This window comes from Catenulispora sp. MAP12-49 (assembly GCF_041262705.1).
In the GTDB taxonomy this organism is placed as follows: domain Bacteria; phylum Actinomycetota; class Actinomycetes; order Streptomycetales; family Catenulisporaceae; genus Catenulispora.
The window spans coordinates 81,199-102,358 of record NZ_JBGCCP010000019.1 but is presented as its reverse complement, the minus strand read 5'-3'; the positions used below and the strand labels follow the sequence as shown (position 1 = coordinate 102,358).

Sequence of the window (21,160 nt, the reverse complement as noted above, 5' to 3'; positions counted from 1 at the left end):
CCGACGGTGACTGAGAACTTCTTCCTCGACGGCGGGGAGGTGCTGGCCGAGGCCCTTCAACAGGCGCGGGCGTCCGCCGCCGACGGGACAGACGCCGCCTACGCTCATGTCCTCGGCCTCGTGGCCGCCGACGACGCCGCGCTGTGGGCGACGCTGGCGGCCGAGCATGTCAGCGTCCTGCGCTCCCGGGGCCGGTTGTCGGCAGCCGCCTCCCGGTGCGAGCGGTACCTGCGCGACGAGCGCGGCGCGGCGCATCACCTGCCGCTGCTGATCGAACGTGCTCAGGTGCGGTCCGAATCCGGCCTGCACGCCGCTGCCGCCGACGACGCGGCCGAGATCCGCAAGGCGGTCGGCCGCGATCCGCGCGCAGAGCTGGACTCCGCAGCCCATGCTCGGCTGCGGCGGGTGGAAGGGCTGGCGGCCGGCGACCCCGCCACGGCTCGGCGCTATTTGGGCGAGGCGCGCGCCGTGTTCGAGTCCGTCGGCGATGCGGCGGCGGTGGCCGTCCTCGACGCCGATCTGCGGCTGGTCGCGGCGCGCGGCGGCTCCGACGAGGCGGTGTCGGCGATCCTCGCCGAGGATTCGGATGCCGCGACATCGGTGCCGCGTGCGTTGGCTCGCGCACTGGCCCTCAAGGCTCGGCACCGGTACGAGGAGGCGCTTCTGGTCGTCGTGACGGCGCTGGCCTCCGACGGCCTCGATGCCGCATTGCAGCTTCCGTTGCTGGAAGAACTGGTCGGCCTGCTTGTGGCGCTGCGCCGTGGCAAGGCGCTGAAGGCCCTGAGTGCGGAACTCTCTCACCTGACCTTTATGGAGGCCGGCGGTTCGGCGGAGGGGACCGAACCGCCGGCCGAACGCTTCCTCAGGGTCCTGCTGACCACGTTCGGCTTGCTGGACCGTGGCGAGGTGATGCGGGCTCGCGGCGAACTGGACGCGATCCGCGAGCTGGCCGATTCGGACCGGGACCGGGCGCACTGGCACCTGGCGTCGGGGGAGGTGTCGGTCGCGGCGTTCAAGCGTCGCAAGGTGGAAGCGGATCTCACGGCTGCGGTGAGTGACCTAACCACTGCCCTTGAACTGGCCAATACGGATCAGCTCCTTGATGTGCGAATCCGGGCCCTGCGACTGCTCGGCGAGGCGTTCGAGCTCCTCAAGCAGCCCGATCAGGCCTCGGACCGCTGGGCCCGGGCGCACGCGCTGGAAGAAGAGCTCGTCGCCCGCCAGGTCAGCGATGAGGTGCGGGCCACGCTGCTGGAGGACATCCCCACCGAGCACGACGAACGGATCCGGGTCGCCGCCGAGCTCGCGGCGTCCGGGCCCGGCGGCGCCCCGGCGGCCACGGCCGTCGCGGCGGCGATCGTCGCGATGGAGTCGGCGCGCGGCGCCGCGGTCCTGGCCGGCATCGCCCCCGGCGCGGCCGGAGCGCTGCGCCGGCTCCCCGCGCCCGGCGACGGCCCGGCCGCCTGGCAGTGGCTGCGGACGATCGCCGACGCGACGGCCCGCGACGAGGCGATCTGGATCATGCACGCGCGCCCGGGGCGGGTGCACCACGGCATCGTCGGCCGCGGGCTGGTGAACCACGTCGATCTGCCGGCGGACCGGGGCGAGCTGGAGAAGCTCGTCAAGGCACTGCGCAAGGAGTGCAACGAGTACCGGCTCGGCCGGCCCGAGGGGCGCGAGCGGGTCTCGCAGCTCATCGAGCGGCTCGCCGCCGGGATCGGAGTCGAGACGGTGGTCGGCCTGGTGCCGCCGAGGATCAAGCGGCTGGTGGTGGTCGCCGGGGGAGTGCTGTCGGACATTCCGTTGGCCGCGCTGCCGATCAAGAGCGGTCGGGGTGCTCCCGGCGGTCTGGGCGGTCTGGGCGGTCCGGCTGGTTCGGCCGGTTCGGACGGTGCGCCGGTGCCGATCGTCACCCGCTTCGCGTTGTCGGACCTGCCGTGTCTGTCGGCGCGTCCGCTGCTCCGTCAGCGGGCTGTCGGCAACCGGGGCTCCCGGGCTTTGATGATCAGCGCCTTCGAAGCCACCCCCGAGGATTTCGAAGGGGAACTGCTGCGGACGGACTACCGGCGTGTGCGCATCCTCGGCCACGGCCAGACCGATCCGAAGGACGCCTCGCAGACGTGGCTCCAGTTCGCGGGCACGAAGAACGAGCGCGACGGCCGGATCCAACCCGGACGGTTCCAGCAGGCGAATCTCACGTCCTGCGGGACCTTGATCCTCGGGGCGTGCGAGTCGGGGATGGCGCAGCGCGTCGGCCGCGACGAGCGGACCGGATTCGTCCGGGCCGGTCTGCACGCCGGCGCCGCCTCGGTGGTGGCCGCGCGGTGGATCGCAGAGGTCTCCGTCACCGCCGTCCTGCTGGACAGGTTCGAGGGCTATCTGCGGTATCTGCCGCGCGATGTGGCCTTGCAGCGCGCGCAGCTCGATGTCCGCGACGGCCGGGCGGTGCCGGCGGGGGACGTGCCCGAGCCGGGGCATCCGGCCTGGTGGGCGTGCTGGACTTTATACGGGGATTCAGGGCATCAGGTGAAGGCGCCTATATTGCGTGCGTCGGCCCGTCGGCCGGCGCACGTGATCCGCCGCCTGTTCCGCACCGCTGTCCAGACCGATTGAGAGAACATGCCGCATCATCCCGACGGCCGGGGGCCGGCCGTCTTCATCTCGTACGCGACGGCCGACCGCACCGAGGTCCTGAAGTTCCACCAGGACCTGCTGGACCGCGGGATCGACCCCTTCCTCGACATCATGGACATCCTCCCCGGCGACGACGTCGTGATGAGCATCAACGGCGCCCTGGAGCGCTCGGACTTCTATGTGCTCGTCTGGTCCGCGGCGGCCCGCGACCGGTACTGGGTCAACAGCGAGATCTCCGCGGCCATGGTGCTGGAGCAGCGCCGCGCGCGTCCCTTCGTGTTCATCGTGCGCCTGGACGACAGCGAACTGCCTCCGGTCCTGGCCCCGCGCCGCTACCTGGACGCCTTCGGCGGCCGCCGCCATTTCGCCGCCGACCAGCTGGCGGCGGTCTGGACGCGGGACCGCGCGGTCGGCACCAAGGTCCTGCCCGCCCCGGCCCCGGTCCCCGAGCCGGCACCGCGCGACGAGCCGACGCTGCACATTTACGCGCGCAACCAGTCGCTCCAGGTCTCGCACGAGGTGCGGATCCCGCACGGCGTCACCTCGCGCGTGCTGGTCGCGGCGATCACCGAACAGCTCGCGCTGCCCACCGAGGCCTCGGAGTACGGCGGTGCGGTGGGCGTCCGCTTCGCCTACCGCTACCGGCACGCCGGCGAGTCGCTGACTGAGGACTCCGACGTCCCGCTGGCGCTCGGCGATGGCGACGTCGTGGACATCGAGGTGGTGGTCGAGCCGTTCGGCCCGGACGGCGCCTTGGCGGACCCGGTTTCGTTCCTGCCGGGGCGCGACTATGCGATCCCGCCGGAGATGATCCGGGACTTGTGCCAGAAGGCGATCGAGCATCTGCTCGCCGAGGATCCGGAGGACGATCAGGACCAGGAGGACTGGCCGGACCAGGAGTCCTAAGCCAGCGGCTCCCGCAGATGCCCGAACGACAACAGCGCGTACGCGCTCCCGGCGTGCCGGATCTGCCCGGACCACACCAGCTCCAGCGCCTGCTCGAACGACAGCCAGCACAGCGCCATGTCGGCCTCGCCGCCCTCGCGCGCGGCCTCGCCCTGCGTCAGGTCCTGGGCGACGAAGACGTGGTCGACGTGGTTGGTGAGGCTGTCGGCGCCGTTGACCGCGCCGAGCGCGCCCCAGCGGGCGGCGCGAAGGCCGGTCTCCTCGGCCAGTTCGCGGCGGGCGGCGGCCAGCGGGCGCTCGTCGAAGGGCTCGATGGTGCCGGCCGGGAGCCGCCACTGGACGCCGCCGTGGGTGTAGATCCATTGGCGGGTCAGCAGGACGCGGCCGTCGTCGGCGACCGGCAGGACCGTCACCGAGCCCGGGGTGGCCACGTGGTGGTAGACGTCGGCCGCGCCGTCGGGGCGGATCACGGCGTCCTGGCGGACGTCGAACCAGGGCGTGGCCAGCACCACGGTGCTGTCCAGCCGCCGCCAGTCGGTGGCCTCGGTGGTCGTCTCGGTGGCTGCGGTGGCTGCGGTGGCTTCAGTGGCCCGCGCGCCGTCCGCGGCGTCCGTCGCCCCGGCCATCAGGCGCGTCGGGTGGCGACGAGGGCTTCGTCGAGGCTGGTGCGCAACTCTCTCAGGGCACGGATGTTGTGGTGGCGCATCAGGGCGCGGGACAGTCCGCGCAGTTCGGCGTCGGCGCCGGCGGAGGCGACCAGGCCGGCGTCCTGGAGGACCCGAAGCGTCACGGCCTGCATCTCCTCGAGTTCGCCGGAGGCCTCGTAGGCCAGGGCGAGCCGGGCTCCGAACAGCGCGCGGGAGCGGTGCGCCTCGGCCGGCGTCCGGTCCAGCGCGTCGGCCAGGAACTCGCTGGCGCGCCGGGGACGGCCCAGGTCGTAGTGGCACCAGCCGGCTATCGCGTTGTCCAGGCCGCCGACCGTGACCGAGCCGACGACCGGCTCGTCCTGCGCGACGCGTTCGGGGTGCAGCAGGTCGCGGGCGTGGTCCAGCGAGCTCAGGCAGCGCGCGTGGTCGCCGCGGACCGCGAAGGCCTGCGCCTGCCGGTGCGCGGCCAGGCCCCGGCTGCGGGCCCGGGCCCGGGGATCGGCCAGCACCCGCCCGGCCAGCTCCATCGCGGTCGCCGGGTCCCCGTCGTACAGCGCCAGCTCCGCCTCCCGCACCAGCGTGTACGCGGCCAGATCGGCGGCCTCGGCCCGGGTCGCCAGGGCCGCGGTGCGGCGGGTCCAGGCCAGCGCGAGGTCCAGGCGCCCGGCCTCCTGGCACATCCAGCCGATGAACTCGGCATAACGGGCCGACAACAGGTGCAGCTGCGGGGCCGACTCCGGCGAGGCGGTCTGCGCCAACTCCATCAGGGTGTCGAAATCCACGATCAGCCGCCGCAGCACCAGCTCCGGGGGCAGCTGCTGGCTCAGCCGCCGGTGCCGGTCGAACTCCTCGCGGTAGTGGGCCAGCAGCCTGACATCGTCGGCCTCGCCCCGGACCGCCGAGCGCAGGGTCAGCGGCACCGACAGCGCCTCGCCGAACGCGGCCAGCTCGCCGCCCCAGTCCGGCTCGCCGTCATGGCCGGCCGCGGCGCCGGATCCGCCCCGGCGCCGCGGCTCCTCGGGCACCAGCGCGACCAGGTCGCCGTCGGCGCCCAGCTCCACGTCGACCAGGATCGCCAGCCGCCGGTTGGCCGGCAGCCGCCCCGTCTCGATCTTGCTCAGATAGCCCTTGTCGTAGTGCACGCGCTCGGCCAGCGCGGCCAGCGACATCTCGCGGCTCATGCGCAGGCGGCGCATCTCGATCCCGAACTCGGACACGATTCCACCATAGCCAGCGTTGAGCTTGTGAAAGAGCCCTGAGACGGCATGGCGGGAGGTTGCGTGTTGTGTCTTCCGAGGACATCGCGAGGGTGGAAGCGGACTATCTGGACGCCTTGCGGCATTCCGACGAAGCGCTCTTGTCCGCCATCAGCTCGGTGGCGCCGGAGTCGGTGGGCTACATCGGCCTCGGCCCGCCGCCGACTCTGCGTCCCCGGCCCACGATCGAGGACTACGAGCACGATCTGGCGCTCCTGCGCCACCCCGGCCACGACGCCTTCGGCCATCTGCGCGACACGGTCCTGATCGGCCTCAGAGCCGGCACCATCAGCGCGAAGGACGTCTACCGCCGCGTGCGCCCCGCCATGATCGCGCTGACGGTGTTGCTGGACCCGGGAGCGGACCGGGCCGCGAAGGAGCTCGCGGAGCGGATCCGGCGGGGCGCCGGCCGGAGCGTGGACCGCTGGGCCGAGGCGGTGATGGCCGTCGACACCTGGCCGGGCAGCCTTCACAGCCTCCTGCGACAGGAACCCCAGGAACCCGACACCGGGAAGGACCCGCACCTGCACGCGTTGCTGGGCCTGGACGAGCATCTGTGGCGCGGCGCGAACATCCTGCTCGCCCTGGCCCCGCCGCAGACCCTGCCCCACATCGCGGCCCAGGCGGCTCCGATGGCCGCCACCGGCAGCGTGGTCGGCGGTCCGCGTGCGGTCCGCAACGCCCGCGCGCTGCTGCGGATCGTCAGCCATGTCCCGCTGTCCCGGACCATCGTCGACTACGCGCTCAGACCGCAGACCAGTCCGCGCGTGCGGATCCAGCTGGCCGCGAACCCGCTGACGCCGAACGCGGTGCTCATCAGGCTACTGATGTTCGCCGGCGGCGAACCGGGGGTCGCCGCCGCGATCAGCCTGCACGAGTGCGCCCCGCCGGCCGTGCGGCTCGCCGCGTTCCGCGAGGTGCACGATCCCGAGGTCCTGGCCCAGGCCGGCGAGGCGCTTCGGCGCGACGCCGCCGTGGTCCACCGGGTCCAGCAGATCGCCTCGCTCACCGACCGCGAGGCGCCGTTGGCGCACGCCCTGATCCGGGACGCCCACCCGGACCTGCCGCCCCAGGCCCGCCTGTTCGCCTACGCGCATCTGGCCCGGATATCAGGCATCGAAGGAGTCTGGACGCTGGAGATGGAGCGCGCCGGCACCTTGGAGCGGATGCATCCGGCGGTGCGGGCGTCGATGCAGTCGGGATCGGCCGTCCCCCTGCTCGAGGCCGCGGTCGCCGACCCCTATCGCGGAATGGATCAGGACACTGTCATGGCGGTCAGCGCGTTGCGGCGCGAGGAGGTGCTGGACAGGCCGTTCTCGTGGCAGGACGCCGCCGATCCGGATGTCGCTGGTCCGGACTGCCCTGGCGATGCCAACCCCGTGTCGAGGCCGGAACTCCCCACATAAGAGTGATCAATCGGCGATTCGTCCTGTCACCAGACCGCCGCCGCATTAGGGTGCGCCGTGTGGAGATCGGCGCGCGTGGGCGTCTCGCCGCCCTATGACGACCTGCGTTCGACCTCGCTGGCCCTGCGCCTGGCCCGCATCGCCCTGCACGGCGCCGCCGAACGCCGCCGCGTCGTGGTCTTCGGCAGCGACCCGCTCTCGGCGGTGGCCGGCAGCGCGCCGGACATCATGCCGCGCGTGGCCCGCGGCATCCTGGCGGGCCTGGACGAGCTCACCGTCCAGGACCGCACGCTGCTGCTGGACACCTTCGGCGCCTGGCTCGACGCCGACGGCTCGGCCGGCGAGGCCGGGCGGCGCCTGTTCGTGCACCCGAACACGGTGCGCAACCGGCTGCGCCGGCTGGAGAAGCAGACGGGGCGCTCGCTGTCGAACCCGCGCGCCATCGCCGAGCTGATCCTGGCCTACGAGATCGACTGCGGGACGCGCGCGGCGGTGGCCGAGGCGGCGGGGACGGCGCGGTAGCCGGCCCCGACCGCCGTCGGGCTAGACCCGGCCGCTGGCCTTCTGCGTCCGCCGAGCCACCGCGTCGATGACCACCGCGGCGAGCAGCACCGCGCCGGTGACCATGTACTGGATGCTGTTCGACAGGCCCTGGATGTTCATGCCGGACTGGATCGAGCCGATCACCAGCGCGCCGAGCAGCGCCGACCAGGTCTTGCCGCGTCCGCCGAACAGGCTGGTGCCGCCGATGACCGCCGCGGCGATCGCGTTCACCAGCAGGTTGCCGCCGCCGGAGGTCTGGGAGGCGGATTCGATCTGGCCGGCCAGGAACAGGCCGCCGACCGCGGCCATGAGGCCGCAGATCGAGAAGACCGTCAGGCGGATGAACGGCACGCTGATGCCGGCCCGGCGCGCGGCCTCGATGCTGCCGCCGACCGCGAAGATCCGGCGGCCGTAGACGGTGCGCCGCAGGATGAAGTCGCCGACCACGATGAAGATCAGGAAGATCAGCGGCGCCAGCGGCAGGCCCTTGTACTCGTTGAACACGTAGGCGGCGAGGAAGGCGACGATCGCCAGCAGGATGACCCGCGCCGCGATCTCGCCGACCGGCGGCGCCGGTACCTTGGCCCGCATCCGGCGCGCCCGGCCGTACATCGCCACCGCCGCGTAGAGCAGGACACCGATCGCCGCGGCTCCGTAAGCGGCGATCTGCTGGCCGTAGATGGTGTTGTAGAGCCTGGAGACGATGCTGGTGGGCGGCAGGTTGACGGTGCCGGTGGCGCCCAGGATGTTGAGCATCAGGCCGTTCCAGAACAGGAAGCCGGCCAGGGTGACGACGAATGCGGGCACGCCGATCCTGGCGAAGAAGAAGCCCTGGATCAATCCGGTGGCGATACCGGTGACCAGCGCCAGGATCAGCGCCAGATACTCGTTGACGCCGTTGTTCACCGACTCCACCGCGAACACCGCCGCGGCCAGGCCCGACACCGAGCCCACCGACAGGTCGATCTCGCCGAGCAGCAGGACGAACACCACGCCGAGGGCGATCATGCCGGTGCCGACGATCTGCTGGGAGAGGTTGGACAGGTTCTGCGCCGACAGGAACGTGCTGTTCAGGCTGTAGAACACGATCCAGATGACCGCCAGGGCGATGATCATCGGGAGCGAGCCGAGTTCGCCGCCCTTGACCCGGCGCATGAACTCGTTCCAGTAGCCGGAAAGGCCGTGTTCCCGGGCCATCAGCCGCGGGTCGGCGGCCGAGCCGGCCGCCGGGACCATGGTCTCGACGATCTCCCGGACGGCCTCCTTGGACTCCCCGGTCTCCTTCGCCACCCGGTTGGTGACCTCGGACGGGGCGACGCCGGCGGCCAGCAGCTCCTCGACCTGCCCGCTGACCGTGCCGCCGCCGGCCGGGGCCGCCGCCCCCTCGCCGGCGTAGTCGCCGGCGCCGGCCGGGCCCATCAGCGGGGCGTCCTCGCCTTCGCGCCCGCGGCGGTCCTCGCCGCTGCCGCCGCCGGCACCGCCGGTGTTCGGGTCCTGGCTCATTCCTGTCCCTCCGCGTGGCGTGCCGCCCGCCGGGTGACGGCGTTGTCGGTGGCGCCGGTGATCGCCGAGATGATCTGCTCCTGGTTGGTCTGCCGCCGCTCGAAGATCCCGTTGTTCCGTCCCAGCCGCAGCACCGCGATCGTGTCGGCGACGGCCATCACGTCTTCCATGCTGTGGCTGATCAGGATCACCCCCAGGCCCCGGTCGCGCAGCCGCTCGACCAGGTCCAGCACTTGTGCGGTCTGCTCCACGCCGAGGGCGGCGGTGGGTTCGTCGAGCAGCACGACCTTGGGCTCGCCGATCAGCGAGCGGGCGATGGCCACGGTCTGGCGCTGGCCGCCGGACAGCGAGGCGACCGGGATGCGGACGCTGGGGATGCGGATCGACAGCGTCTGCAGGAGTTCCCGGGAGCGGCCCTCCATGGCGATCTCGTCCAGGATCCCGGCCTTGGTGATCTCGTTGCCCAGGAACAGGTTGCCGACCACGTCCAGGTTGTCGGCCAGCGCCAGGTCCTGGTAGACGGTCGCGATGCCCAGCTTCTGGGCGTCGTGCGGGCCTTTGACGGAGACCGCGCCGCCCTGCCAGACGATTTCGCCCTGGTCGGGCTGGTTCACTCCGGAGATGGTCTTCACCAGGGTGGACTTGCCCGCGCCGTTGTCCCCGACCAGGGCGACGACCTCGCCGGTGTGCACGTCGAGGTCGACGCCGGTGAGGGCCTGCACGGCCCCGAACCGTTTGGACACCCCGCGCAGTTCCAGCACGGGTTGCGAACTGGGATCGAACATAGGGGTGCTACCTCCACGTCGGTTCGGAGCTCGGCAGGACTGTTTACGGCGTACGGATCAGCAGGTGATGCCGATCTGCGCGGCGGTGTACAGGCCGTCCTTCACGACGGTGGTGCACATGTTGTTCTTGTCCACGACGATCGGGGTCAGCAGCTTGGACGGGACGGTGTTCCCGGAGCCGTTGGTCTGCGTCGTCGGCAGCAGGTTCGTGCCGGGGGTCTTGCCCTGCGCGAACTCGGCGGTCACGTCGGCGGCCGCGACGGCCTCCGGCTTGTACGGCTTGTAGACCGTCATGGTCTGGTTGCCGGCCTGGATCCGCTGCAGCGCGTCGAGCTGCGCGTCCTGCCCGGTCAGCGGGATGCCGTGCAGCCCACCGGCCTGCAGGGCCGTGGAGATGCCGGCGGCCATGCCGTCATTGGCGGAGTAGACGCCCTGGATGTTCGCCGCGCCCAGGGCGGTGATGGCACCGGCCATCTCCTGGTTGGCGGTGTTCGGGTCCCAGTTCGGGGTGTCGTACTCCTTGCCGATCTTGACCTTGCCGTTGAGCGCGTTCATCGCGCCCTGCTTGAACTGGGCGGCGTTCGGGTCGGTGGGCGAGCCGTTGATCATCACGATCTGGTGGTTCGCCGCGTTCGCGCCCAGTGCGGTCAGCAGGGCGGTGCCCTGCAGCTCGCCGACCTTCACGTTGTCGAAGGAGACGTAGGCGTCGACCGGGCCCTGGGCGAGCCGGTCGTAGGCGACGACCTTGACGCCGGCGTCGTGCGCCTTCTGGACGGAGGCCTGGATCGACTTGGAGTCCACGGCGTCCAGGACCAAGACCTTGTCGCCCTTGGTCAGCGCGGTGTCGACCTGGGTCTGCTGGACCGTGGCGTCCTGGCCCGCGTTGTAGTAGTCGATGTTCACGCCGGGCAGGCGGGCCTGGAGCTCCTGCTCCAGGTACGGCTTGTCGAACGCTTCGTACCGGGTGGTCTTGGATTCCGGCAGAAGGATGCCGATGCGGGTCCCCGCTGCCGCGCCGGTCGCGGTGCCGCTGGACGAGCTGGAATTGCTCGAGCTCTTGGCACTGCCGCAGGCGGCGGCGGTGGCGGCCAGCGCGGCCGCGGCGAGGACGATACCGGCGGTCCGGGCCGGACGCAGGTGCTGCATGGTGCGCTCACTCCTCTCGCGGCCGCCGGAGGTTCGACGGCCTACTGATTTCCCACTAGAGATCCACTTCGGGTGGGGCGCCAGTTGGAGAGGGCCATAAGGGTTGTTCGCGCTTCAGAGGGGGCGGGTGGGAGGTCGCGGGAGCGGGGATTCGATGATGCGTTCGAGTCGGTCGGGCTCGGCGCGGGCCGGGCGGCGGCTTGCAGTCGGCTTGTGGGCCGCTTGACCTGGCCTTGACGGCGGCTTGATCCGGCTGGGGCGCCGAGCTCGCTCAGGCCCGCGGGACGGGCGGTCCCGGGCGGTCCCGCGCCGTCGGCCAGCGGTCTCGCGCCGTCAGCTGAAAGTCCGCCGGTACGCGTTCGGGCTGGTTCCCGTCGTCCGCTTGAACCGGTCGCGGAAGGCCGTCGCCGATCCGAACCCCACCTGCGCCGCGATCCGCTCGACCGAGTGCTGCGTGGTCTCCAGGAGGTGCTGCGCGCGCCGGATGCGGGCCCGGTGCAGCCACTGGAGCGGCGTGGTGCCGGTCTGTTCGCGGAAGCGGCGGATCAGCGTGCGGGTGCTCAGGCCGGCCTCGGCGGCGATGTCCGGGAGGGTGAGGTCGCGGCCGAGGTTGTCCTGGAGCCAGCCGAGCAGTGGTTCCAGGGTTCCGCCCTGGGGTGCGGGGGAGTGGTCCAGGACGATGAACTGGGCCTGGCCGCCCTCGCGCTCCAGCGGCATCACCGACAGGCGGGCCGAGTGGGCGGCGACCGCCGAGCCGTAGTCCTTGCGGATCATGTGCAGGCACAGGTCCAGGCCCGCCGCCGCGCCGGCGGAGGTGAGGAACTGGCCGTTGTCCACGTACAGCACGCTCGGGTCCACGTCGATCGCGGGGTGCGCCGCGGCGAGGTGGTCGGCGGCGAGCCAGTGCGTGGTGGCGCGCAGGCCGTCGAGCAGCCCGGTCGCGGCCAGCGGGAAGGTGCCGACGCAGATCGAGGCGATGCGCGTGCCGTTCGCCGCGGCGGCGCGCAGGGCCTGGCCGACGGCCGGCGGCAGCGGCGCCCGCGGGTTCTCGATGCCGGGCACGATGATCGTGTCCGCGTCCTGGAGGGCTTCCAGGCCGTACGGCGCGCGCAGGGTGAAGCTCCCCGCGCTCAGCTCGGGCTGCTCGGCGCACACACGTACCTGGTAGCCGGGCCGTCCGTCGGGCAGGCGGGCCCGGTTGAACACCTCGATCGGCGTCGCGAGGTCGAACGGGATGACGCCGTCCAGGGCGATGATGGCGACGGTGTGCATGGCGAGAACATACCTCGGTGTGGACGGTGCTGACTACGCTTGGTGGGCATGTTCGCGCACTTCAGAGCCGCAGATCGGGGTGTGACGTTTTCCCGTTGAAACCTGTCACTATTGCCACTGGGACTCCGGTGCGGCCGCCGGATAGCGTCGCGAAGTGACCAAATTCCTGCTGTCGCTGCACGTCCTGGCAGCCATCATCGCGGTCGGGCCGGTGGCCGTCGCCGCGAGCATGTTCCCCAGATCCCTGCGCCGCGCTCACGAGGACTCCGGCGCGGTGACCGGGCTTCATCTGCTTCACCGCGTGTGCCGTGTGTACGCCGGCGTCGGCATCGCCGTCCCCGTCTTCGGTTTCGCCACCGCGAGCAATATGCACGTTCTCGGCAGCGCCTGGCTGATCACGGCCATCGGGCTGACCGCCGTGGCCGCCGGCGTTCTCGCGCTGTGGATCCTGCCCGCGCAACAAGCCGCTCTGGCCGAGCTGGGAACAGCTGAGCCGGGGACAGCTGAGCCGGGGACGTCGGAGGCGCCGCCGGAGTCCCAGGGCGGTCCCGCCGTTCGGACCGCCGCCCGCCTGGCCGCCGCGACCGGCATCTTCAACCTGCTCTGGGCGACTGTCACGATCCTGATGATCGTGCGCCCCGGTTCGACGACGGGAGCGTGACCCGTGCCCACCCGCTTCTTCCGGATCGCGGCGCTCGTCGAGCTCGTCACGCTGATCGTGCTGCTGGCCAACCTCGCCACCGCGAACCTTCAGCCGGTCGCGTCGGTGATCGGCCCGACCCACGGCTGCGCGTATCTCGTCATCGTTCTGGCGACGTGGCGCAACGGCCGCGCGGCGTCCGCCACCAAGCTCACCGCGCTGGTGCCGGGGATCGGGGGCCTCATGGACCTGCGAAAGGTGGCGTAGGCGGAACGAGCGAAACGAGTCCGGGGCGCCCCGTCGCGGGACGCCCCGGACTCGCGGTCACCTACCGCCGGGCGGCCTGGCTCGGCTCCATCGCCGAGGCCCCGACACTGCCCGCCATCTGCGCGTTCTGCGCGGCGCTGAGGGTGTCGGCCCCACTGCCGGCGCCCACGACGTTGGTGATCCGGAACTTCACCGGCGGACCGTCGCCCTTGTTCGGCTTGTCGTGCGGCCGGCACATCACGACCGAGCCCACCTCCAGCGGCTCGTCGAGGTTGCCCGGGACGTAGGCCCGCACCTGTTTACCCCCGTTCATCGGGGACAGGACGGCCACGCGCGGCATGAGTTTCTCCGTGCCGTCGGGCTTCGTCTCGCGCCGGGTGAAGTCGGCGAACTCGGTCACCTTGTAGCGGTGCCGCACGTCGGACTTGGCGACATGCTCACCGTTGCCCTCGTTCTTCTTGCTGGACTTGGACATCGCCTCAAGACCTCCTTCAGGTCGAGCGGACCCCCACCCAGCAACTCATCGGGGCCGCACGCGTGTCCTGCGGATCGCCGTCATCCGGGTGACTTCGAGGAAAGGTCCAGCCACGCGGAGGTGAGGTGCACCGTAACGGCCGCGGGGGCTTGCGGGTCCACCGGGACGGACACGTCGATGCCGGGGGTCGGCCAGGGCGGCGGGGTCGGCGGGGGCGGCGGATCGGACGGCTGGATCGCAGGATTCGGAGTACCGGTCACAGAGGGCTGGGTCACGACTGGTGTCGACTGCGGCGCGGCGGTGGGTTGGGCCGGCGAGTGCGTGGTCTGCGATGCCGATGCCGGAGTGGCAGCCGGGGGTGCGGCATGGCGCGGTGCGTGCTGGACCGGCTGGGAGCGGGAGGGCTTGGCAGCCGGTTGTGGGCTTGGCGTCTCGGCGACCGGCGCCGTGTTCTTGGCCGCCTGTGCTTCGGCGGGTGTGTGCGGAGCGGGGTGGGGATGCGCGGGACTGCCGGTCAAAGCCGCAGCGGCGACAGCGATGGCGGCAGACACCACCACACCTGCCGAGACCACGCCTGTCTTGCCGCCAACGCGCGCCCCGCCGCCCGCCGCCTTCGCGCCAGTACCAACCGCTCCGGCCTTCGCCCCGGCGCCGACCATCCCCGCCGCGACCAGCCGCACCGACCCGCCGCCCAGCGCTCCCGCCAGCAGCCCCGGCCCGAGCAGGGCGGGCAGCCGCAGGTTGACCTGCTGCAGTGCCGCCAAGCGCGCGCGGCAGTCGTCGCACTGCTCCGAGTGCGTGCGCAGTGCGTCCGTCTGGCGTGCTGACAGGCCTCCGCGGACCAGGGAGGGCAGCTTCTGCCAGTGCTTCGCGCATGCCTCCTCCGCCGGGGCGCCCGGGTAGCCGCGGAGGAAGGCCTGGCGCAGGCCCTCGCGGGCGCGGTTCAGCAGGGCCGCGGTCGCGTTGGTGGTCGCGCCGATGCGGCGGCCGATCGTCTCCAGGGGCAGGTCTTCGACCTCTGACAGCCACAGGGCCTGGACCCAGCGGTCGGGCAGGTCCTTCAGGAGGCGAGTGACGAAGTCGATGTGCGCGATCTGCTGCGAGGGGTCCTGCGGGGCGGCGGTCGTGGTGGCGGGGCGGCCGAGGTGCGCTTCGGGGGATTCGGTGGGGAGGGGGATCTCGGCGGTGGTGCGGTGCAGGGTGTTGGCGAGGTTGCGGATCGTCGTGGCCAGGTAGGCCGGGACGTTCTCCACCGGGTGGCCCGCCGAGATGCGGCGCCAGACGCGGAAGTGGGCCTCGGCGACCAGGTCCTCGGCGGTGGCGGGGTCGCCGGTCAGGGTGCGGGCGTAGGCCGTCAGGCGGGCGTTGTGGTCCTCGTAGACCCGGGTGTACGCGGCCAGGTCGGCGCCGGTGTCGGTCACGGGGACACCTTATCGGGCGAATGTGACGCACATCACACAGAATTCGGGCGAAAGTCGCGTAAGGTCAGGTCCCCTTCACAAGTCCTTGTTGTGATACCGCCACGACAGCAAGGAGTGACAGCGATGCTCGCGACCCACGAACAGCCGCTCAAGACCCATGTGGTGACCTCCGACAAGCGGATGGCGGGAGTCCCCGCCGTGCTGCGCTACCGCTCCGACGATCCGTTCGCGGTGCGGCTGGCGTTCCTGGACGTCCACTCCGACCGCGTCGTCGACGGCATCGAGTGGGTCTTCGCCCGCGATCTGCTGACCGACGGTCTGCACACCCCGGCCGGCGAGGGCGACGTGCACGTCTGGCCGTTCGGCCCGGGCGATCTGACGATCGAGCTGCGCAGCGGCGACTCGACCGCCTTGGTGATCACACCGCAGTCGGCGGTGCGGTTGTTCCTGTGCCAGATCTACGCGATCGTCCCGGCCGGCGCCGAGCCGGGGCACCTGGACCTGGACCGCGGGCTGGCCCGCCTCGTCGGTCAGGGTTTCGGTCAGGGGTGAGGAACGCGCTCAGCGCGCCGCCATCCACGCCGCGGGATCGGCGTGCACCCGCCGGATGACGGCGGTCGCCGCCCCGGTCACCGCCGCCGCGGTCCCGCGCCGCGACACGCGCACGGCCACCGGGGCCCAGCGCGCGGAGATCACATGCTCGGCCAGCGCCCGCTCCACCCCGGGCACCAGCTCGGCGTACTCCGGCCGGGCGTAGACGCCGCCGAGCACGACCGCGGGCAGGTCGAAGAGGTTGACCGCGGCGGCGGCCGCGCGCCCGAGGGCCGAAGCCGCGGCCCGGGGTCCGTCACGCCGCAGAGCCTCCAGGCCGGCGACCGTCTCCAGACACCCCCGGGCACCACAGCGGCACTGCACCCCGCCGGGCACGACCGTGACGTGCCCTATCTCCCCGGCCCAGCCCCGCGCGCCCCGGAACAGCTCGCGGTCCAGGATGACGCCCGCACCGACGCCGATCTCGCCGGAGACATAGAGGAAGTCGGTCAACGCGGAACCGGAATCGGAACCGGAATCAGAACCGGAATCGGCCCCGACCCCGTGCGCCTCGGCCAGCGCCGCGAAATCCGCCTCGTTCCCGACCACCGGCTCGAACGGCGTCTCCGGCAGGGCCCGCCGCAGTTCGGCCCCGATCTCCACGTCCTGCCACAGCAGGTTCGGCGCGCTGCGGATCCGGCCGTGCGGCGCCTCGACCAGGCCCGGGACCGCGACCGCCGTGCCGGCCAGGGTCAGTCCGGCCTCCGCCTCGGCCTGCCGGGCCAGCCCCGCCAGGTCGGCCAGCACCTCGGGCACCGCGCGGTCGTGCTGGTCGCCGGCCGATATGACCGTGGCGCGCACCGCGCCGGTCAGGTCCATCACGCAGGCCGCCAGGTAGTCCACGTTGATCTCCAGCCCGAGTCCGGCCGGGCCGTCGGCGGCCGGGACCAGGCCCGCGGCCGGCCGGCCCGCACCGGTGGCCGGGGGCGGTGACACCTCGGCGACCAGGCCGGCCTCCAGCAGCGCGTCGGCCAGGGCGGAGGCGGTGGCGCGGGTGACGCCGGTGGCCGCGGCCAGCGCCGCGCGGGACAGCGGGGCCGGGGCGTCCAGGATCAGCCCGTACAGCAGCGCCAGGTTGGCGTTGCGGATGCTGGCCTGGCGGGCGGGGTTGGGGACGGCGCGGGCGTTGCGGCTGTCACGGCCGTCGCGGTCCGCGGGGCGGGCGCTGGCGGGGCTGGTGGGCGCGGGCATGTCTTGACAATGCCACAGCCGGTCCATAAGTTCATCCATTAAACAATTCCCTCGCTCCAGCGAAAGCCCCTCGACCCCCCCAGGAGCCCGCGATGACCGTCGCCCCGACGCCCGCAGACAAGTTCACCTTCGGCCTCTGGACGGTCGGGTGGCAGGCCCAAGACCCGTTCGGGGACGCGACCCGGCCCGCGCTGGACCCGGTGGAGAGCGTGCACCGGCTCGCCGAGCTCGGGGCCTACGGCGTCACCTTCCACGACGACGACCTGATCCCCTTCGGGGCCGGCGACGACGAGCGCGCCAAGCACATCGCGCGCTTCCGCGAGGCGCTGGACGCCACCGGCCTGAAGGTGCCGATGGCCACCACCAACCTGTTCAAGCACCCGGTCTTCAAGGACGGCGCGTTCACCAGCAACGACCGCGACATCCGGCGCTACGCGCTGCGCAAGGTCATGCGCAACCTGGACCTGGCCGCCGAACTCGGCGCGCACACCTACGTCTTCTGGGGCGGCCGCGAGGGCTCGGAGTCGGACGCCGCCAAGGACGTCCAGGCCGCGCTGGACCGCTACCGCGAGGGCATCGACACCCTGGCCGCCTACGTCACCGACCGCGGCTACGGCATCCGCTTCGCCCTGGAGCCCAAGCCCAACGAGCCGCGCGGCGACATCCTGCTGCCCACCATCGGCCACGCGCTGGGCTTCATCAGCACCCTGGAACACCACGAGATGGTCGGCCTGAACCCCGAGGTCGGCCACGAGCAGATGGCCGGCCTGAACTTCGCCCACGGCATCGCCCAGGCGCTGTGGCAGGGCAAGCTCTTCCACATCGACCTCAACGGCCAGCGCGGCATCAAGTTCGACCAGGACCTGGTCTTCGGCCACGGCGACCTGCTCAACGCCTTCTTCCTGGTGGACCTGCTGGAGAACGGCGGCTACGAGGGCCCCCGGCACTTCGACTACAAGCCGGCCCGCACCGAGGACATCGCCGGCGTCTGGCAGTCGGCGGCCGCGAACATGCGCACCTACCTGCTGCTCAAGGAGCGCGCCGCGGCCTTCCGGGCCGACCCGGAGGTCGTCGAGGCGCGCGCCGCGGCCCGCGTGGACGAGCTGGCCACCCCCACCCTCGCCGACGGCGAGACCTACGCCGACCTGCTGGCCGACCGCACCGCCTTCGAGGAGTTCGACGCCGACGAGGCGGCCGAGCGGGGCCTGGGCGCCGTCCGGCTCACCCAGCTCGCCGTCGAGCACCTGATGGGCGCGCGGTGAAGCAGCGGCAGCGGCAGCGGCAGCGGCAGCGGCAGCGGCAGCGGCGCCTCGGCCCGGTGAGGTCGCGATGAGACTGGCCGCCGGCGTCGACTCCTCGACGCAGTCGTGCAAGGTCGTCATCCGTGACGTCGACAGCGGAGCCCTGATCCGTCAGGGCTCCGCCCCGCACCCGGCGGGCACCGAGGTGGACCCCGAGGCGTGGTGGCAAGCGCTGCACACGGCCATCGAGGCGGCCGGCGGACTCGACGACGTCGAGGCGCTCGCGGTCGGCGGCCAGCAGCACGGCATGGTGTGCCTGGACGAGCACGGCGAAGTGGTGCGTCCCGCGCTGCTGTGGAACGACACCCGTTCCGCACAAGCGGCGACCGACCTCGTCGGCGAACTCGGTGCAGAGGTGTGGGCCCAGGCGGTCGGCTCGGTGCCGGTGGCGTCGTTCACCGTCACGAAGCTGCGCTGGCTTGCCGAGCACGAACCGGAGAACGCGGCGCGCGTCGCGGCGGTGTGCCTGCCGCACGACTGGCTCACCTGGCGGCTGCGCGGAAGCACCGACATCAGTGAGCTGATCACCGACCGCAGCGACGCCTCCGGCACCGGCTACTGGTCGCCGGCCACCGGTGAATACCGCCAGGATTTGCTGAAGCGGGCGTTCGGGCGGGAAGTCTTGCTGCCCCGTGTGGCCGGAGCCGGGGAAGTCGTCGGCCGCTTCGGTGACATCGCGCTCGGCCCCGGCGCGGGAGACAACGCGGCAGCCGCCCTGGGCCTCGGCGCCCGCGCCGGCGACGTCGTGGTGTCGATCGGGACCTCGGGCACCGTGTTCGCGGTCTCCGACATCCCGACCGCCGAGGCCACCGGCACCGTCGCGGGGTTCGCCGATGCGACCGGACGATTCCTGCCGCTGGTCTGCACGCTCAACGCCGCGCGCGTCCTGGACGCCGGAGCGGCGATGAGCGGGACCGACCTCGACGGCCTGTCCAAGGCGGCGCTGTCCGCACCGCCCGGTGCCGACGGGCTCACCCTGATCCCCTACCTGGAAGGCGAGCGCACTCCCAACCTCCCCGACGCCGCCGGCTCCCTCCACGGTCTGCGCCTGGCCAACGCCACCTCGGCGCACCTGGCACGGGCCGCCGTCGAGGGCATGCTGTGCGGCCTGGCCGACGGTCTGGACGCGCTGACCGCGCTCGGCGTGCCGGTCGAGCGCATCCTGCTCATCGGCGGCGGCGCGCGCTCGGAGGCCGTGCGCACCATCGCCCCGGCGATCCTCGGCCGCCCGGTGGCCGTGCCGCCGCCGGGGGAGTACGTCGCCGACGGCGCCGCCGCCCAGGCCGCGTGGGTCCTGGCCGGCTCGGAGGAGCCGCCTCGGCGCGTCACTCAGGGGACTGAGACCTTCGAGGCCGAACCGCTTCCGGAGGTCCGCAAGCGTTACCACGAATACCGCGACCGGGTGGCTTGAGGGAGCCCCCTGAGCGGAACGGCGTCCCCGGGCATCGCCCGGGGACGCCGCACCTTCCCCGTCGTCAGAAGGTCGCCAAGTGCGCCTTGTAGCCGGCGCCGTAGGTCGTCGGCGTGCCGTCGTAGGCGCTGATCAAGGAGGGACCGGACGAGCAGTCCCACGTGTTCCACGTCCACGCCGAGTAGCCGGTGTGGTGGCTGTCCAGCCACGCCATCAGCGTGTCGATGTAGGAGTGGCCGCAGTCGTTCTCGCCGATCTCCCCGGGGATCACCGGCACCTGCGCGATGACCGGTGCGACCTGGGAGTCCCAGCACGACGAGGACGAGCACGAGTTGAAGTTGTACGAGTGCCACGACGCCGCGAGGTTGTGCAGCGGGTCCGTCGGCTCGTGGGCCAGCCACTGGCTCAGGTCGTTGGAGTACGCCACGCCGCCGAGCATCAGCACGTTCGGGGCGCCCGCGCCGCGCACCGCGTTGACCAGCGACTGCATCCCGGCGACCTGGTAGGTGATGCCGGTGCAGGTACCGCCGTTCTGCCAGCACGACCAGCCGGCCGCGGAGTTGAAGCCCGCCGCGAAGTCCGGGTACGGCTCGTTGAAGAGGTCGAATATGGTCGACTGGTCGTTCTTGAACGCCCCGGCCACCGAGGACCAGAACGCCGGGGCGTTGGCCGCGTCCGGCATCGGCTTCTGGCACGTCGCGGTGGCCACCGAGCAGGCCGAGGACTGGCCGGTGTAGACGCCGTCGGTCCAGTGCAGGTCCAGGATCACGGCCAGGCCGTGCTGGTGCAGCAGGCTGACGAAGCTCTCGATCGCGGACTGGTAGGCCGCGCCGCCGTACTGCGACTGCACGTCCGACTCGCCGAGCCAGCAGTCCTCGTTCAGCGGCACCCGGACGATGTTCGCCTTCCACGAGGCGATCGCCGCCACCGAGGCGTCGTCGACCGGTCCGTCGAAGATGCCCTTGCCCTGGACGCACGCGAACTCCGCGCCCGAGCGGTTCACCCCGTGCGGGACGAAGGCTTTGCCGGTGCTGTCCACGAGCTGGTTGCCCGAGACGTGCAGCGCCGGGGCGCCGTTCGACGGGGGAGGGGAGCTCGGGGTGGTGCTGGGCGTCGTGCTCGGGGTGGTCGGGGTCGTCGTCGGGGTGGTCGACGGCGTGGTGCTCGGAGTGGTGCTCGGCGTCGTGCTGGGCGTGGTGCTCGGCGAGCCGGCCCCGGTACAGGTGGTGCCGTTGACGCTGAACACGGTCGGCGCGGCGTTGGCGCCGCTGTAGGTGAAGTTCGCGCCGATGCCGGTGTTCGCGCCGGCGGCCACTGAACCGTTGTAGGAGGCGTTGGTGACGCTCACCGCCTTCCCGGACTGCGTCCAGGTGCCGTTCCAGCCGTTCTGCAGCGTCTGGTTGCCACCGTAGGAGTAGCCCAGCGTCCAGCCGGTCCACGGGCTCGTCCCGACGTTGGCGATGGTGATGTTCGTGGTGAAGCCGCTGCCCCAGTCGGTGCCGACCGAATACGTGACCTGACACTGCACGGTGGTCGCGGCGCTCGCCGTGCCGGGCACGAGGACCGCGGCGGTCGCGGAACCCGCCGCGAGTGCCACCCCGGCCACCGCGCTGAGCGCCGCCCTCAGTCTCGTGGACATAAGCCTCCTTCATCGCTTCGACATTGCGGCGGAACGTAGGAAGGGTTTCGGCCGGGGCGCAAGGTCGCGCCCCCGAAACCCCAGGACGGCACCCGCAAGGCGATGAAACTTTCACGGCAGCGGCGC

General features: G+C 72.1%; 19 protein-coding genes. 9 read left to right on the top strand and 10 right to left on the bottom strand.

From position 1 onward, the window contains the following. Window positions 1-6: 6 nt before the first annotated feature. Together ABIA35_RS30150 and ABIA35_RS30145 are read left to right on the top strand one after the other, a co-directional pair. A complete protein-coding gene (locus tag ABIA35_RS30150) occupies window positions 7-2,613 on the top strand; it encodes a CHAT domain-containing protein (RefSeq protein ID WP_370360083.1) in 2,607 nt (868 codons plus the stop codon). A 6-nt stretch (window positions 2,614-2,619) separates the two neighbouring features. Then, window positions 2,620-3,540 carry a toll/interleukin-1 receptor domain-containing protein gene (locus ABIA35_RS30145; RefSeq protein WP_370360082.1) on the top strand — a complete coding sequence of 307 codons (921 nt, stop codon included), beginning with the start codon at window positions 2,620-2,622 and terminating at the stop codon, window positions 3,538-3,540. On the opposite strand, the gene ABIA35_RS30140 is transcribed toward ABIA35_RS30145, so the two are convergent. After that, on the bottom strand, window positions 3,537-4,166 hold the full coding sequence (locus ABIA35_RS30140; protein WP_370360081.1) for an NUDIX domain-containing protein: 630 nt from the start codon (window positions 4,164-4,166) through the stop codon (window positions 3,537-3,539). The genes ABIA35_RS30145 and ABIA35_RS30140 overlap by 4 nt on opposite strands. Beyond that, a complete protein-coding gene (locus ABIA35_RS30135) occupies window positions 4,166-5,404 on the bottom strand; it encodes a helix-turn-helix domain-containing protein (protein ID WP_370360080.1) in 1,239 nt (412 codons plus the stop codon). The genes ABIA35_RS30140 and ABIA35_RS30135 overlap by 1 nt, the downstream gene beginning before the upstream one ends. 68 nt (window positions 5,405-5,472) lie before the next feature. On the opposite strand from ABIA35_RS30135, the gene ABIA35_RS30130 reads away from it, so the two are divergent. Both ABIA35_RS30130 and ABIA35_RS30125 read left to right on the top strand, forming a co-directional pair. Then, complete coding sequence (locus tag ABIA35_RS30130) at window positions 5,473-6,849, top strand: hypothetical protein (RefSeq protein ID WP_370360079.1); 1,377 nt, start codon at window positions 5,473-5,475, stop codon at window positions 6,847-6,849. 75 nt (window positions 6,850-6,924) lie between these two features. Then, on the top strand, window positions 6,925-7,371 hold the full coding sequence (locus ABIA35_RS30125) for a PucR family transcriptional regulator (RefSeq protein WP_370339014.1): 447 nt from the start codon (window positions 6,925-6,927) through the stop codon (window positions 7,369-7,371). Window positions 7,372-7,392: 21 nt separating this feature from the next. On the opposite strand, the gene ABIA35_RS30120 is transcribed toward ABIA35_RS30125, so the two are convergent. The 4 genes from ABIA35_RS30120 to ABIA35_RS30105 all read right to left on the bottom strand — a co-directional run bounded on the left by ABIA35_RS30120 (window position 7,393) and on the right by ABIA35_RS30105 (window position 12,098). After that, window positions 7,393-8,628 carry a sugar ABC transporter permease gene (locus ABIA35_RS30120; RefSeq protein ID WP_370339268.1) on the bottom strand — a complete coding sequence of 412 codons (1,236 nt, stop codon included), beginning with the start codon at window positions 8,626-8,628 and terminating at the stop codon, window positions 7,393-7,395. 263 nt (window positions 8,629-8,891) lie between these two features. Continuing rightward, a complete protein-coding gene (locus ABIA35_RS30115; protein WP_370339016.1) occupies window positions 8,892-9,680 on the bottom strand; it encodes an ATP-binding cassette domain-containing protein in 789 nt (262 codons plus the stop codon). 57 nt (window positions 9,681-9,737) lie between these two features. Further along, entirely contained in the window at window positions 9,738-10,826 is a 1,089-nt protein-coding gene (locus tag ABIA35_RS30110) for a sugar ABC transporter substrate-binding protein (protein WP_370339018.1), read from the bottom strand. 333 nt (window positions 10,827-11,159) lie between these two features. Then, the gene (locus tag ABIA35_RS30105; RefSeq protein ID WP_370360078.1) at window positions 11,160-12,098 is read right to left on the bottom strand and encodes a GlxA family transcriptional regulator; all 939 of its coding nucleotides are present in this window, start codon (window positions 12,096-12,098) and stop codon (window positions 11,160-11,162) included. A gap of 154 nt (window positions 12,099-12,252) precedes the next feature. On the opposite strand from ABIA35_RS30105, the gene ABIA35_RS30100 reads away from it, so the two are divergent. Together ABIA35_RS30100 and ABIA35_RS30095 are read left to right on the top strand one after the other, a co-directional pair. Further along, complete coding sequence (locus ABIA35_RS30100) at window positions 12,253-12,759, top strand: hypothetical protein (protein ID WP_370360077.1); 507 nt, start codon at window positions 12,253-12,255, stop codon at window positions 12,757-12,759. A 3-nt stretch (window positions 12,760-12,762) separates the two neighbouring features. After that, window positions 12,763-13,005: a DUF3817 domain-containing protein gene (locus tag ABIA35_RS30095; RefSeq protein ID WP_370360076.1), complete on the top strand. Its 243-nt coding sequence runs from the start codon at window positions 12,763-12,765 to the stop codon at window positions 13,003-13,005. Window positions 13,006-13,066: 61 nt separating this feature from the next. Here the strand turns inward: ABIA35_RS30095 and ABIA35_RS30090 are convergent, their stop codons facing one another. Together ABIA35_RS30090 and ABIA35_RS30085 are read right to left on the bottom strand one after the other, a co-directional pair. After that, window positions 13,067-13,480 (bottom strand): hypothetical protein, encoded by a 414-nt coding sequence (locus tag ABIA35_RS30090; RefSeq protein ID WP_370339026.1) that lies wholly within the window; start codon window positions 13,478-13,480, stop codon window positions 13,067-13,069. Window positions 13,481-13,560: 80 nt separating this feature from the next. Beyond that, complete coding sequence (locus ABIA35_RS30085; RefSeq protein WP_370360075.1) at window positions 13,561-14,901, bottom strand: sigma-70 family RNA polymerase sigma factor; 1,341 nt, start codon at window positions 14,899-14,901, stop codon at window positions 13,561-13,563. Window positions 14,902-15,024: 123 nt separating this feature from the next. On the opposite strand from ABIA35_RS30085, the gene ABIA35_RS30080 reads away from it, so the two are divergent. Next, complete coding sequence (locus ABIA35_RS30080) at window positions 15,025-15,453, top strand: SsgA family sporulation/cell division regulator (RefSeq protein WP_370360074.1); 429 nt, start codon at window positions 15,025-15,027, stop codon at window positions 15,451-15,453. Window positions 15,454-15,462: 9 nt separating this feature from the next. Here the strand turns inward: ABIA35_RS30080 and ABIA35_RS30075 are convergent, their stop codons facing one another. Continuing rightward, window positions 15,463-16,683 carry an ROK family protein gene (locus tag ABIA35_RS30075; RefSeq protein WP_370360072.1) on the bottom strand — a complete coding sequence of 407 codons (1,221 nt, stop codon included), beginning with the start codon at window positions 16,681-16,683 and terminating at the stop codon, window positions 15,463-15,465. A gap of 92 nt (window positions 16,684-16,775) precedes the next feature. Here ABIA35_RS30075 and xylA point away from each other — a divergent pair, with 92 nt between their 5' ends. Both xylA and xylB read left to right on the top strand, forming a co-directional pair. Next, on the top strand, window positions 16,776-17,945 hold the full coding sequence (gene xylA, locus ABIA35_RS30070) for a xylose isomerase (RefSeq protein ID WP_370360071.1): 1,170 nt from the start codon (window positions 16,776-16,778) through the stop codon (window positions 17,943-17,945). A gap of 67 nt (window positions 17,946-18,012) precedes the next feature. Next, window positions 18,013-19,395, top strand: coding sequence for a xylulokinase (gene xylB, locus ABIA35_RS30065; protein WP_370360070.1), 1,383 nt, complete (start codon window positions 18,013-18,015; stop codon window positions 19,393-19,395). A 64-nt stretch (window positions 19,396-19,459) separates the two neighbouring features. Here xylB and ABIA35_RS30060 read toward each other — a convergent pair whose 3' ends face one another. Further along, on the bottom strand, window positions 19,460-21,034 hold the full coding sequence (locus tag ABIA35_RS30060; protein WP_370360069.1) for a cellulase family glycosylhydrolase: 1,575 nt from the start codon (window positions 21,032-21,034) through the stop codon (window positions 19,460-19,462). Window positions 21,035-21,160 lie beyond the last annotated feature (126 nt).